Here is a 14,431-nt window from a genome sequence, read left to right on the forward strand (position 1 = left end):
TTCATTATTTTTGGAGTTCATACATTGTACATTCCATACGGTTGTAGTTTATATGAGATACCATTATTAGAGGAAATCCAAAACCATCTGTCAGGATGGTCTTACAGTTAACATATCGCGACCCTATTAGAAATTCCTCATCAGAAAACCCCTTGGTGTTGCTTCGAAATAAAGTTTGATCAAAACACCCTCGCAAGCCAGCATTTTTGAATAAAATAAAAAGAATCCACTTTGAAAAAAGATTGATCAAAATGGATACTTCCTTAGCAAATATTTAAGTTTGATTTTTATAAAAAATGAATCGCTCAATAGATCATGAACAATCGCGCCTGTGGTATAAATATTATATTTTTGCTAAAACAGAGTTAATAAAATCGGTTTTTTCTTCGACATTGCTTCCCGAGAGATTCTATTCTACTACGGCTTCTGTTATTTTCTCATCTAGATTTTTAATCGCATGCACCGAATTATCCTGAATGATGCCTGTTTCTACAAAACCAAATGAGGCGTATAATTCTTTAGCTATGACATTACTTTTATCATAGAAGAGGTCTACATATTGTGCTTCCCCATATGGGAAATTTTCAATATCCGCCAACATTTTTTCAAAGGCAAGCTTGCCATATCCTTTCCCCTGATAACTCTTATCAATCATAAAATGCCAAATGAAATAGGCCTTCTCCCCGTAATAAACTTCATTTTGAAATGATTCATGATCCGTCGTATCATAAATATACATCAAAAATCCAATCATCGTATTATTCGCATAAATAGCTAATGGAGAAGCTGGTATACCATCTGTGTTCAACATATGAGCGTCTGCGAAGCATCTAAGGTTAGTAGTTTCTAATATAAATTCTTTCTGGTTTTCTTCAACATCAAGCGCTATTACTTCATCTATGTTATCCCCATCTATTTTTCGTAATTCAATCATCTTTTTATCTCCTCTCTAAGTCAAGCCACTTCCACACATGGCCTAAAACATTCCAAATATCATTTCCATATTTCTCAAAATAGGGTACACAAAATATTCACCAATGCTAACTCTACTAAAGGGTTTTGTAACTTTTAGTTCTAAGAAATAGATAGGAGAAATAATAAACAAAACTCAAATTATTCATTAATGGATAATTAGTTATTTTCATTTATTTTCTCTACTTTCTTATTTTAAAATTGTTAAATTCCATATATTAAAACGATACATCAAACAGATACATTCAGTTTTTTATATATTATGACACAATAGTTATATTTATTTACACATTTCTCATCTCATGAATTTTTTGCAAGGTACTAAGGTGCAATGCTTTATCTTCGGGCGACTTAGCGAATTTATACCACTCCACGAGCCTGTATCCGAACATAGCAAGAATTAGTTCATAGATACAATGATCGGATATATGGGACACATCCGCATATTCCGAAAAACCCCTGTAATATGCAGGAATGCATTTTTGGTAGTAGTCAATCATATGACAGATGTCCGCTTCATCAGTTATTAAACTCGCGATATCCTCGCCCATGTACCCCCATCCGGCGGTATCCCAATCGATAAGTACGATTTTATTGTCCGAATAGAATATGTTTGCCACCCAAAAATCTCTGTGGCAAAGCACTATTGGTAGCTTTTCAATTCGACTGAATATTTCGTCCGCATTGCTATCTAAGTCTATGAGCATTTTACACAGGTGCTTCGGGATTTCACAGTCATCGGACCGTATATAATCATACAAAACATCCCATGACCGATAACGCAGATAGTAGTTTTTCATAAACTCCACCTTGCTTAAATTGGGTAAATTCTGCAATATGTTTGGTCGTTCAGTGTACAACTTGCCTTGAAATCGCCCCAATTCCTGGGCTATACGTTCATACATTTCCGAGGTTAGATTTAAGCCTGACACACCATCAATATATTCCATCCACAGTTGAATCTCATCGCCATTTATTTCGGCGTGATAACACTCCGGCCAACGGAACGAGTCGGAGAAAACCTTTTTGAAATCCGATACAAAGAAGTCGTATTCCCTACGCCATGAATCTGGATCACCATAACGCTCAAATTTTTTCTGTGTTTTCCAAACTATCTTATACGGCAGATTTTCACCATCAGAAGTTTCAACCATGCCTGTTACAAGCCGAACAATTCCTATTGTCCCGCCTTGCAACTCTTTAAGTTGATAATTTGCGCGGATTATCGTCTTGTCGAGCATTTTACTCAAAACAAGCGTCAGTATTTCGGGCTTTACAAACTTTTCATTCTGGTTGTTCATCTCTTGTTTCCTCCCTTTTTACCCTTATGTCGCATGGCAATCGACTTTTGCCACGCCCGTTTATCTATGAGATACCCCGATTTATCATCCACAAATTTGTTTTCCCGCTTCTGTACAAGGTAACGCTCCCAATGCTCTTGTGCCAATGAACCATCGGCAAGGGCGGCAAGAACTGCGCAGCCCGGCTCCGTCTGATGGCGGCAGTCATTGAAGCGACACTGTGTGAATAATTCCTCCACATCGTTAAATCCCGCGCTGATCCCGTCGTCCGCACCGAACAGCCCAAGTTCACGCATACCAGGCGTATCAATAACCATCGCACCGGAAGGGAGCATGAAAAGCTGGCGATGCGTTGTTGTGTGCCGGCCCCGGCTGTCGGCCTCGCGGATAGCCTTGACAGTCATCACTTCCTGATTCATCAAAGCGTTTAGCAGCGAAGATTTTCCCACACCAGACATACCGAGTAATACTACGGTTTTTCCTGGTTGGAGATATTCGCTCAACCCGTCTAAACCATTCCCGGTGTGGCTGGAAACTGCATGTACTGGCACATCAGGAGCGGCTTTCTGAACTTCAGCTATCGGTGTGTTGAAATCCGTAGCCAAGTCAGCTTTTGTTAAGATTACGACAGGCTGGCTGTTGCTCTGCCGTGCCTGTGTCAGGTAGCGCATGATGCGGCTGATCTTGAAATCCCAGTTTAAGGATGACACGATAAATACGTAATCAAAATTCGTTGCTACGACTTGCTCCAGTATAGTTTTGACATAGCCTACTGCGTGTCCCGAATAGTCCGCGCGGGAAAATTTCGAGCGGCGAGGCAGCAATTTGGCAATGAGCGAAGCACCGTTTTCGTTGTATTGTAAAAATACAAAATCGCCAACGCACGGAAAATCTTCCCGAGTCACCGCAGTGTGGTAGAAAGCGCCCTTCAATACAGCGGTCACTTCTCCTTGTTCGGTGATGACGGTATATTGCTCTCGCTGTAGTTCCGTAACCCTTCCAGGTATTAAACCTTTCGGCAGCGTTTCGGCTTCGATATAGCCGTATTGTTTCAAATCAATCATTGAACAGATCCTCTCCTAAAAGTTGTTTTTGGGCATAAAAATACCGCGAACAAGCAGCCTCCTAAGAAGCTGCTGTTTCGCGGAGAAAAGTCAAAACTCGACTATAATCAAAAAGGAATACGACTTTCATCGTATCCCGCTAACAGCAGTATTCACGAAAGGTTACTGTTTACGGCATAGCAAAAAACACGGGTGATATTCCCGGTTGCTCTCATTCCAAGCTATAATCAAAAATTGGAATTTACTATGCCCGATATTCGGTTAAGTTAAAACCACCAATACCATATAAGTTGTCATTAAAAAACATCTCCTTTCGCAGAAAAAAAGTTGGAATATAATTCCACTACTATAGTGTGACATAACCCTTCGTGAAAAATCAACAGAAAATTTGTATAATTCGAATTTTATCGGTCAGCTACCTCTCCAACTCCATCCCCCAACTATCGCAAATAACATGAGAAAAGCCACCTTCATTCTCGATTTGAAGGTGGCCTCTCATGTCGCTTTGCTGCCTTTACATTTTTTGTGTAAAAGTAAACGACAATGCAATTACAGAAACAATAAGCGATAAAAAGCTTATTGCAAACACTTTATCAAGACATTTTTTAAATGGGACTATTATTGCTTTTTAACTTCACGAAATAATAAAACAGGTAGTAAATCACCATCGATTTACTCCCTTTTAGATTCTCAAAAGCGATGGTTATTGCAATGTAAGATTGATTAAAAATTACCTTCAACCTTTATTTATCAGCAAATGCAAAAACTCCATTTTGAAAAAAGTTTGATCAAAATGGAGCTAATCTTTCTAACTAAGTATGAGAATTTTATAAAAAAGTTTGATCAATTAAATGAGCCTTCTTCAACTAAAGCTCTGTTAGTTCAATAAAAATTATTTCAAAAAGATAACCGCCCAACGTTGTTCTTCTAACCTTTTTTTATTTTCAACATCGAATTAGCATTTTCTTGAAATTCATATGGAACTTTTACTTCTTCAACAGTACAGTTATTGTCAGCAAGATATCTTATTAGTTTGTCTAAATGCTTATATCTTTTTCCCTCTAAATCAACTAAAGGAAAAATACGAACTTCCTCTTTTGTAACCCTCAACAGCTCGTTTAGCGTTTCTAAGTGAAATTGATAATCTAACCTATCTGCATACATAAATAAAAAATGTGCTGAGAGAAGAATCTCAAATTCATCATTCTTAAATGGCAAAGAAGGCATTTTAACAGGTATTTATCTTTCACTCGATTTCTTCATATCATTATCAAAATCTTGTAAAGCCGTTAAACGAAATTTTCTAAGACCTTCTACATCCTTAAAATAGTCCCATTTATAGTTGTTTTTAGCTTCTTCCATATGCTTCATTGCGTGTTCAATATCTTGAAGACCTTTATTTTTTAGACCTTCACCAGAATGATAATAGGCAATGTCACAAGCGGTTACATCGAAACCTGATTTGTTGCCAATGGCTGTAAATGAACAAGCTCCTGCTGGACAATCAAGTATTTTCTTTCCTCGTAGTTCTTCTTCTGAAAGTAAGAACATATCCAAATACTCTTCAAAAGTTCTCCCAATGAAAACTATTCTCTCTAAATCTAACTTTGTACTCTGCTTCATTTTACTCAACTGAACTCGCCCCACCCTTCTAAAAGTACATTCATAATACCACAGAAATGGTAAATTCAACCTTTTTTATTGAGATAGCTTGCTCCAATAGTTAAGTAGAAAAAGGCTTTACTCCTTATTGAAGTAAAGCTCCGTTAGTTGAACAAGCGTTTATCTTATTATTGGACATTATTCATCTTCATCGAACTCACCGTTTTCAGAATCCAATTTAATAAAATCCTTTAAATTTGAGGTATATTCCTCTATTTCTGCGGTCTCGTGGTTCCAAATATAAATTTCATCATTCATTTTCCCGTTTATAACTTGAAGACATAATTTATCCCCTGTACCATCATCACCAATAGCTATTAGATCACTAGACATTTCTTCATCTTTTGCATCCTGGTTTTGCCTTACGACATCATCCCAAGTTTTTTTAGGATTCTTTTGGTCTTTGATCGGAAAAAGAGTCCATTCGCCGATTTCGGCATTATTAACTAATCGAAAAAGTTCCTTGTATTGTTCAGGAAAAACTGCACCTAATTTTTCTTCAGCTGATTTTATATCAAAATCTGTAACGCCAGCTTTTCTTGTTGAAATCAAGTCTCTTAATTCTTTCACTTAAAACTTACCGCCTTTTCTTGTGTCATCCTATGTAACAATCCTGTATTGTTAGTTCTAGAAATACTTAAAAGAGCTACGTATGTAACTCAATGATTTTTAATCAACGCACCCGTTAATTTAAGTACATTTCTTCACAAACTAAAAAAATAAGAAAGTAACGCAGAGTCGTACTTTCATTTTAATTAACATAACTTATTTGATTTCCTCAGCCAACTCCAAAATAATTCCTTCTGGACCGCGAACGTAGCATAATTTATAACTTTCTTCATATTGCTGTATCTCACTAAAGATTTTCGTACCCTTCTTTTTCAATTTGGCAACAACAGCTTCAATATCTTCAACAGTAAATGCAATATGTCGGATACCCAGTGTATTTGCAAAGGGTTGCTGAAAATCTTTTTCATCTGACGGTGAATAAAATTTGATTAGCTCTATCCATGTCTGACCGTCTGTCGTTCCCAATCCTACACACGCTACTTTAACGTCATTAAGCCCAACTGCATATCCCATTAAGTCTCCTTCCATTTCCCATTCACCTTTTACCTCAAGTCCAAAATCGAGAAAAAACTCTTTAGCGGCAGGGAGATCATTTACGATTACACCCACATGATCTATTCTTCGGATCTTCAAATTTCATACCTCCATTGTTTCTGTTATTTTGCAATATCCTGTATTCAAATTCTAATATTAATAAAGGGAAAAAAGATACCAGCATCGCAGCTTACAAAGCCAATTAGATGATGCACATCGCAAGAAGGATATTACCAGCAATCCAAACTATGTGCCATTTTATAAATGGCTTGATGAACATGAATGAATAACTAAAAAAGGTGGATTTACAACGCTAAGAAATATACATGATTTTATGCACACTAAACAGTAAGCCATAATCGTGTAAATATTGATGTTTCAAGTGTTTGTGCTGCTTGCATAAAAAGCTGTATAAATAATGTGCATACAAAAAGCCACGAAACTGTTGATTTCACAACATTCGTTGCCTTTAAGTCTGTTTCCAAACTTACATTTGGGAACGTTTATTATGATTGTTTTGTATAGCTTATAAGTCCTTGTTGCACTAAAGCGCCCGATTGCTTAGGAGAATATTGGTACAAATAGAACGTCAAGAAAAATGTCTGCCGATATTAATGTGTATTAATGACCCATATTATCGTTATTACCACTAAGTGGTTCTACTACTTCTCCATCTTTATCTATTACAATACTGTCGGTTTCCTTATTAGCCTCGGTCAAAGACCCATAATAAATAAAAACACCAAAAGTAATGATAGCTATCGTTGTTAATACTATAGAAATTCTCTTTTTCATAAAGTAGTCATCTCCCTACATATAAATTTATTTTGTTCGAATTTTAACATACACTTTTTTCAATATAATCCAATTATAGCACAGCGCTTATTCAACAACTGCACCCGTTAGTTAAAGTATAACCTTCCCAAAGCGTCCTTTGGTAACTTTTCATTGAGATTCTATTTATATGTTACCGCCATTCAGAACAAGTGGATCGAACAACCCTTATTGCACTGAAGCCCCCGTAATATAATATCAGGTGCTGTACAGGAAAATGATATGGTAAATATGGTGAATCCAGATTTATATATGGATGTTGTTTATGTAAATAATAAGAAACAGAATTTTGGATTGTGGATAGTGAAAAAGTGCATTAATGAAAACAGATGATACTCATACTATTTATACGATTTCCAAAGAGATGACAGATAAATTAATTGATTTAATTGAATAGCAGTATTATTTTTTTTTAATTTTGTGGATCTATACCGATTTCTTCCATTTCGTTTGCAAATCTTTTCACTACATCAGATTTCATTTCTTCGTGTTTCTCTTTGTCAATTTCATGTCCATGTTCAGAGATACTTTGAATCTTATCATTACTTTCTAAATTAAATCTACCGTTATTCATATTGATAATGCTATATTCACCAAAAGTATTTTTCTTTAAATATAGAATGTACATTTCCCCATCAGTTAATTCAGCATAATTTTCAATTGATAATTTCTTTTGTTCATCGTAACTAATTGGCTCTATAATTGTTAGATTATCATTTTCAGTTATTGAAGAAGATTCATCTTGCTTCAATACCTTAGAAATTGTGATTGGTGTTTTCGTATAGAAATCTTCAATTACTGGAGGTAAACCAGCGTCAGATTCATTGTTTGATGAAATGTACTTTACGACATGTTCTCTATCTTCGAATTTTTTGTCAGTTTTCGCCATTACAACAAGTTCAGCATCATTAAATAATTGGCTTTCAGCATCATACGCAATATAGCTTCCATGAGTTACTACGGTTTCTATTTCTTCGTTTTTCTTAGGTTTTTCAGCTACCTGATCATTACCACATGCACATAACAACAAAGAAAATGAAGTTATAGTTAAAAATTGTGACTTTTTCATAGAAATCCTCCTATTACCATTTTTTATTAATTTCACCTGAATCATAACTTGTTAAACCAGAAGGGATTTCCCACCAACCTTGAACCATTACTGAATCGTGAGGTATACCTACATGTGCCATTTTAATAGTATGACCTACTTCGTGAGCAGCATTAAAATTTATACGAGATGCTGTATAATTTGACTGTGCTCTCATCTGATTATCATAAATAATTGATGTAGCGTAATCCCAGTTACTATCTAATGATACTGCACTCCCTGAACTATTATATCCACCTGCTTGTCCTAAAAGTCCACTTACAGAAGTAGTTCCGACAGAATAAATATCAGGACGACCTGCAGATGAAGTAGTTTTAGTAATATTAACTTTACTGCTACCATTCCAATAACTTCTTGCTTTATCATAATTAGCTGCATATCCATAAGCAGCTACAGATGAATGATAAAAAGCATTTGGCATAGCGTTATTTTTTTCCACCAGAGAACATATACACCAATCAGTGTAAATTTATATTGGAATATTGTCTATTTTCTGAATTTCATAAGGGGTTTTAACTTATTATAAGAAACTGCCTAAATAAATGTGGCAACAAAGGACTAACTGTATATTAAAATAGCTGAAATCTATATTACTTAGCTTTCTATGCATAACATCCTACCTAACTTTTAATTATTAACCTGCTACATTAGCTAAAGAAAAGTTACCAAACCATCGTTTGGTAACTTTTCATAAAAGGTTGTTATTCAATAATATGGCCCGATTGTTGAACAACAAGTTAAACAACACTCTTCAACTAAACTGCCACGTTAGCATAAGAAGCGACTGTGTTTATGATACAATCGCTATAGAAAAATTTTTACTTTTCAATTCTTTGGAAAAATACCTGATGTAACTCTATTTAATATTTTTCTAAATGGCCATTGGCATAAAGATATTGTGATGACTATTATCAAAATGAAAACAACTAATTGCAGAAAACGATTTGAAAATTGTCCAGCAATCCAATTACCTCCATAATAAATACAAATAACCCCCAATAGCACCGTGGAAAGATAGGAAAAAGAAGCGAGAATTAATTGTTTAGCCGTTAATTGTCTTATTGATTCTCTATTTTTGTGTATAAGATTGATTACCACAAATATACAGTAAGCTATAATAATAAATGAAAACACACAAATACACCTTCCATTATCAAATCTACTTTTCAACCATATCCATATTATAACATTTATTCTTTAACCAATCCGCCCCATTAGCCATCCATGTAGCGCAAAAACCAGCGCTACACCACAGAAAATGAAAGATGATTAAGTTCTTTCATGGGAGTTCAATAAGGATTATTTATATTTTTATCTTTCTAATACTATACAATATTGTTCTTTATATTTTTCATGGTTCCAATTGTACATTTGTACTAAATGATTTAGAGATAATTCTTCATAATAACATCTAATATACGGTATATTTATTTCATTATCGTCATGACCAATCCACACTCTCCATAGTTCTAATATCTGTCCTTCTCTAATATTTTCTTTTAGGTACTCCAGTAATTGCCTTGCCCTCAATTCCGAATAGATAAAATTCACTTCATAAATGAATGGATAACTTGTATATCCACTTACATCATAGTAAGCGTCCTTTTTAATGTCCAATTCATTTAAGTCATCTTCATTTTCAACAAATAATATTTGGGCATTAGGGTCCATCTTCTCCCAAGGTACCAACTCATGTGGTTTTATTTCTAATTCAATAGCTTCCTTAACAGTAATATACTTCGCTTTTGTTTCTACTTCTGGCATTTCATAATTTGTTGCTATAAATGAACAGAAACTCATTTATCAACCTCCTAAATTTAATCCTTATTAAATTATCCTGCTTACGTTAGTCATATGGCTCTACCCCTTATTGAAGTAAAACACCCGTTAGCCATCCATGTAGCGCAAAAACCAGCGATACACCACAGAAAATGAAAGATGATTAAGTTCTTTCATGGAAGTACAATAAGGATTTATTTAAACACTTTATCTATTTCGTCCTTATCGTAATCTAATATCCAATCATTGTATGTATTATAAATGTCTCGTATAGATTCAGGTGAGGTAGCAAGCAAATCACATCCTCTATCATCATAAACGTGAAAAATGGTTTTCCTTTTGATATTTAAAAAATATATCCTATGAAAAATACTTGGTTGAATCCCTAAATCCTGGTTGCATACTGCTTTTAACAATGGAATGTACTTCATATCAGATACTTTACATTCAAGGGTAAACCTATGTGTTTTATATTTTCCGTCCTCATCATCTTCAGGAAAAATATAAGGCATTTCTGTATGCTTCAATTTATATAAGACTGATTTATCATAGACATATGGAGAAAAAATCCTCGCTTTGTGCTTATAGGTTTTTCCATCTCCAAAATCATTCACATCTACTACAATAACAATTTCCTCGTCTTGTAAATGTAGCAATTCAAACAGCGTGACAGCCCTTTTATAAACCTCCTGTACATAAGGACTATTTTCATAATCGTATTCTCTATCCCACTCTATCCCTAACTCGAACCGTATGCTGATTTCCCAGTTATAAAACAAAGGTGGTCTAAGAATTAAGTTAGGAAAATTTTCATTCATATAGTCATTTATAAGCATATTTCCACCTCAATTTGTTTCTTTAATTTTACCATTTTTCTTCAACAAAACTGCCCCGTTAGCCATCCATGTAGGGCAAAAACCAGCGATACATCACAGAGAATGAAAGATTATTTCGTTCTTTCATGGGAGTTGAATAACAAACAAGAGCTGTCAAAGCAGCTGTCATAACACATTTGATCGTACCTGAAAAATCCCTTGAACACGCATTAATACGTTGGAAATTGAAATTGTTAAATACCGCATAGGAAAGTGTAAAAAACCATCAAGTGAATTTTATACAATAATACATAAAACAGACAACTATTGTGTATTGCAAAATAAAAGGACAGAGTATTGTAACCTGATTTGGCGTTGCAACTTTACTTGGAGAGGAGGACCAGATAGCCTCGTATAGGCAAAGCCAGCCCTTAATATAGCTGGCTTCTTGGTTCATTACTCATGCCCTCAGAGGCCTCCATGTCAAGTTGCAACATTGTGTAATTGCAAAACTATGTATTTTTTCTTTGCAAAATACAACTATCTAGTTCTCTTCTTTCTCATGTTGAATTAATTATTTTCTTGTAAAGCCTATCATTCTGTATTTATTGATTTTGGGTAAATATTTGTTCTAATTGAATAAATACTTATCTCCGTGTTATAGTTCATATTGAAGATGTATATAAAATATATAAGACCATTTAGTGTTACAGCACCAAATGGTCTTCGTAACAAGGCGATTTGCAATGAGAAGAAAGTAAACCGACTCACATGCTTGGCAGGCGGAGGCGGTTTACTTTTTTTTGTGTAAAAGTAAACGACAATGCAATTACTGAAACTATAAGCGTAGAGAAACTTATAGCTACCATTATTGCTTCAAAAATAGTCATTGGTATCAACTCCTTTCTCTTCAAGGACTCGAAGAAAATAGGTGAAAATTTGATTACCAATCGCCCATATAGCCTCTATCTCGTTACTCTCTCATTATACCAAATTTTTAAGAATAACTCCTTTTTCCTGTAGAAACTCCAATCACCTCATTGGACAATAATGCCCACACACCACTTGAATCACGTTGTACAGTAGAAGCAAACATACCTCATAAATAACGTCAAAAAAGAGCGTCAATCCTTGTTGGATCAACGCCCTGATTTATTTTAAATCCTTTTTATTCCTGATCAAACCATAGTGGATCTTTGTCATCAACGTCGCCATTATAATTGATTAGAATTTCATCTCCGGCTTTTATATCTGTGTAAGCAAAAAAGTCAAAAGTGCGATTTTTAAAATTTATCTCATAAGTTGCATTTGGTTCATAAGAATGGTTAAACAACATTCCATAACCAAGCAGGATAGCGGATTGACCGATCCCATACTCAAAAGCATAATCAGCGAGTAAGGTTTGCTCAATGTATTGATGCTGTTCGTTTGGATAAGAAATGACAGGTGCTTCGTGTAAAAGCTCTCCTTTTTGGATATCACATGTTGCAAATACCCCTCTATTGAATTCTCCATCACTTAATGGAGATGTTTTGATCTCTATCATGTTTGTTCTCCTACTCACTTTTAAAATATTCTTTGTAGCTGTAAACATTGAACTTTTTTAATTAGCTAGTTCATTTAAACACTTCGTTTGATTAGCGTGATTCTTTTGGTGGTTGGCAGACGTCACATTTACGTTGATGTTTATTTTTAAACTTTGTAAATGTTTTTTCAAATTCACTACCACACGCACATTTTAATAATAACTTTTGAGAAAAACCGTGATATTCCGTCGTTAGTAACTTACTTTCCGAATTATTCTCAATAAATTCTTTAATTTTTTCAATCGTCCATTTTTTATTCAATCTCTAACACCTCTATATTTTATCTCTACGCGGAGGCTTTCTTGGCATCCGTTCAGTTATAAGGAAAAGTCTAAATTACCTTAAGTTCCTCATTATAACACGAGCTGGTATATAATTAAACAGATTGAAAAAATCATATTTGACTAACATCCCACTACATACGTTTATGTATCAACGGTCTACCATTTTCATGATGGTACTTCTAATGTTACAAGTGTAATCTTCCCGAAATTCGAAAAGGCTTAATACACGCTAGTAAAAGCTATTTTGCATTTTTTAAAAGGCACAGAATCGCGCGGTCATCTGCTCCATCGAATTATTTATTTTTCACAATATATGTTATTCTAATTACAAAAAAAGGAGTGATATTTTGAGGAATTCCTTTAGCAAATATATAAAATATATACCACCACTCATTATTATTTTTGAATTAGTTTATTTCGGAATTCCAGATTTTGTGAAACCTATTTTTGTTTATGAATATTTTATATTTTTCGGAGTATCTTATTTATTTGCTATTCTTCAAGATTTTTTTAATCCAAGTAAAAAAACAGATATATTACTACGAGTTGTCATGATCATTTGTTCTCTTATCCTATTGATTACATCCGTCTACTATACAGACACGTTCTCGATCATATTTTCTACGATTATGTTCATTGCAATTAGTTTTTCATTATATTTAGCAATCAAGTCAAACAAGCAACAGGATTAATCTTATTTGCTTGTCTGGCTTGATGATTATGATAGTGAAACATTCACCACGTAATTTTGTATACAAACGGTAGACCATAGAGCTTTTTCGGAACTTGCTGTACATTCATTTTTTTGATGTTCATCCAAAATGGTCTATCAGCTGTTTATCGAATCATACTCCGATCATTTGCTTCAGTTTTTCAAAAGGCACATATCCAACAATTGGTTCACGTAATTTATTATGAACAATCAATCGAGAATGTGGAATTCCCATTACCTTATATTCCGCTGCAATATCTGGGCTTTTTTCAACATTCACCTTTATAATTTTCACCTTACCACTGAATTCCTCATTAAGTTCTTTAAGTACCCCTGCGAACATTTTACATGGGCCACACCATTCAGCCCAAAAGTTTATTAACACCATCTTTTTAGTTTTTAAGTGTTCACCTAATTCTTTCATTGTCGTTACATGAACAATTGGCATCCTTCTTTTCCTCCCTTGTAAAAATAAAAATCTTGAAGTTATAATATGCTTATTATTATAATTAGACCCTACTCTTCCCCTTTATCACACATTAAGGACTTTTAATATCCGTAATTAAGTTAAAAAATTTTTAAATTGTACTATCGAAAACAACTGCCATCGCTGCTTTATATCCTTCAGCAGCAGCGACGATTAATGAAGACTAGCCTAATTTAGCTGTCTCCCCCGCTGCATAAACATTTTCCTGTGACGTACGGCCTGTCTCTCACCATCATGCTACCATTTCCATTTAAATGACAACCGAGCTGCTCTGCAAATTGATTGGGACGCACAAAGTTAGGGACTATAAAACCGCCAACTCTTTCTATTTCAAGCCCTGAACTAAACACGATTTTGTTTAAATAACCATCCTCACCACGAAGATTTTGAATAGGTTCAGTAATGATAGTAATGTCTTTTCTTTGTAGTTCATTCAATGTCGGAGTAGAAAGCTCATGACCATTTGTGGCGATACTAAATCCTCCGACCAATTATAAATAAGCTTTATTTATACAGCTTTTTTGAATCGAACTCCCGCACTTTTTCTCAGTTACACTGTACAACTGCTACCCATTTAGAAAGTAAAGAAACATCACTTGGATAGCATAAAAAAACCTCCCCCAACCTCTAAAATGTACCCTATAAGATAGACACTTAAAAAAAGTCTCTCTTATAGGGTACTTTTATTTATAATGAACATAACAACTAGATGGAGCAGAACTT

General features: G+C 34.5%; 15 protein-coding genes and 2 pseudogenes. 1 reads left to right on the forward strand and 16 read right to left on the reverse strand.

Features of this window, described 5'->3' with window-relative positions:
- Positions 1 to 409 precede the first annotated feature (409 nt).
- The 14 genes and pseudogenes from ACQKOG_RS16745 to ACQKOG_RS16810 form a co-directional block, all read right to left on the reverse strand.
- Positions 410 to 934: a GNAT family N-acetyltransferase gene (locus ACQKOG_RS16745; RefSeq protein WP_370078518.1), complete on the reverse strand. Its 525-nt coding sequence runs from the start codon at positions 932 to 934 to the stop codon at positions 410 to 412.
- A gap of 322 nt (positions 935 to 1,256) precedes the next feature.
- Complete coding sequence (locus tag ACQKOG_RS16750; RefSeq protein WP_370078516.1) at positions 1,257 to 2,273, reverse strand: aminoglycoside phosphotransferase family protein; 1,017 nt, start codon at positions 2,271 to 2,273, stop codon at positions 1,257 to 1,259.
- Positions 2,270 to 3,337 carry a ribosome small subunit-dependent GTPase A gene (gene rsgA, locus ACQKOG_RS16755; protein ID WP_370078514.1) on the reverse strand — a complete coding sequence of 356 codons (1,068 nt, stop codon included), beginning with the start codon at positions 3,335 to 3,337 and terminating at the stop codon, positions 2,270 to 2,272. Before rsgA ends, ACQKOG_RS16750 begins: the two co-directional genes overlap by 4 nt.
- 927 nt (positions 3,338 to 4,264) lie before the next feature.
- Positions 4,265 to 4,969, reverse strand: a pseudogene (locus tag ACQKOG_RS16760) (SAM-dependent methyltransferase).
- 168 nt (positions 4,970 to 5,137) lie between these two features.
- Positions 5,138 to 5,569, reverse strand: a complete 432-nt coding sequence (locus ACQKOG_RS16765) for an SMI1/KNR4 family protein (RefSeq protein WP_370078512.1) — start codon at positions 5,567 to 5,569, stop codon at positions 5,138 to 5,140.
- Positions 5,570 to 5,764: 195 nt separating this feature from the next.
- Entirely contained in the window at positions 5,765 to 6,202 is a 438-nt protein-coding gene (locus tag ACQKOG_RS16770) for a VOC family protein (protein WP_370078510.1), read from the reverse strand.
- A 522-nt stretch (positions 6,203 to 6,724) separates the two neighbouring features.
- Entirely contained in the window at positions 6,725 to 6,898 is a 174-nt protein-coding gene (locus ACQKOG_RS16775) for a hypothetical protein (protein ID WP_370078508.1), read from the reverse strand.
- 451 nt (positions 6,899 to 7,349) lie between these two features.
- A complete protein-coding gene (locus ACQKOG_RS16780; RefSeq protein ID WP_370078506.1) occupies positions 7,350 to 8,006 on the reverse strand; it encodes a hypothetical protein in 657 nt (218 codons plus the stop codon).
- Between the two features lie 13 nt (positions 8,007 to 8,019).
- Complete coding sequence (locus tag ACQKOG_RS16785; RefSeq protein ID WP_370078504.1) at positions 8,020 to 8,484, reverse strand: hypothetical protein; 465 nt, start codon at positions 8,482 to 8,484, stop codon at positions 8,020 to 8,022.
- An 872-nt stretch (positions 8,485 to 9,356) separates the two neighbouring features.
- Positions 9,357 to 9,845 (reverse strand): magnesium transporter, encoded by a 489-nt coding sequence (locus tag ACQKOG_RS16790; protein WP_370078502.1) that lies wholly within the window; start codon positions 9,843 to 9,845, stop codon positions 9,357 to 9,359.
- Positions 9,846 to 10,018: 173 nt separating this feature from the next.
- On the reverse strand, positions 10,019 to 10,660 hold the full coding sequence (locus ACQKOG_RS16795; protein WP_370078500.1) for a DUF3885 domain-containing protein: 642 nt from the start codon (positions 10,658 to 10,660) through the stop codon (positions 10,019 to 10,021).
- Positions 10,661 to 11,406: 746 nt separating this feature from the next.
- Positions 11,407 to 11,529: a putative holin-like toxin gene (locus ACQKOG_RS16800; protein WP_370078498.1), complete on the reverse strand. Its 123-nt coding sequence runs from the start codon at positions 11,527 to 11,529 to the stop codon at positions 11,407 to 11,409.
- A 278-nt stretch (positions 11,530 to 11,807) separates the two neighbouring features.
- On the reverse strand, positions 11,808 to 12,185 hold the full coding sequence (locus ACQKOG_RS16805; protein WP_370083255.1) for an SET domain-containing protein: 378 nt from the start codon (positions 12,183 to 12,185) through the stop codon (positions 11,808 to 11,810).
- Positions 12,186 to 12,276: 91 nt separating this feature from the next.
- Complete coding sequence (locus ACQKOG_RS16810; RefSeq protein WP_370083253.1) at positions 12,277 to 12,486, reverse strand: hypothetical protein; 210 nt, start codon at positions 12,484 to 12,486, stop codon at positions 12,277 to 12,279.
- Positions 12,487 to 12,856: 370 nt separating this feature from the next.
- On the opposite strand from ACQKOG_RS16810, the gene ACQKOG_RS16815 reads away from it, so the two are divergent.
- Positions 12,857 to 13,201 carry a hypothetical protein gene (locus tag ACQKOG_RS16815; RefSeq protein WP_370083251.1) on the forward strand — a complete coding sequence of 115 codons (345 nt, stop codon included), beginning with the start codon at positions 12,857 to 12,859 and terminating at the stop codon, positions 13,199 to 13,201.
- A gap of 153 nt (positions 13,202 to 13,354) precedes the next feature.
- Here the strand turns inward: ACQKOG_RS16815 and ACQKOG_RS16820 are convergent, their stop codons facing one another.
- Together ACQKOG_RS16820 and ACQKOG_RS16825 are read right to left on the reverse strand one after the other, a co-directional pair.
- On the reverse strand, positions 13,355 to 13,669 hold the full coding sequence (locus ACQKOG_RS16820) for a thioredoxin family protein (protein WP_427447486.1): 315 nt from the start codon (positions 13,667 to 13,669) through the stop codon (positions 13,355 to 13,357).
- A gap of 130 nt (positions 13,670 to 13,799) precedes the next feature.
- Positions 13,800 to 14,213: pseudogene (locus tag ACQKOG_RS16825) on the reverse strand (FAD-dependent oxidoreductase); the annotation flags it as partial.
- Between the last annotated feature and the right edge of the window lie 218 nt (positions 14,214 to 14,431).

The sequence above is a fragment of the Lysinibacillus sp. NPDC093216 genome, assembly GCF_050280325.1.
In the GTDB taxonomy this organism is placed as follows: domain Bacteria; phylum Bacillota; class Bacilli; order Bacillales_A; family Planococcaceae; genus Lysinibacillus.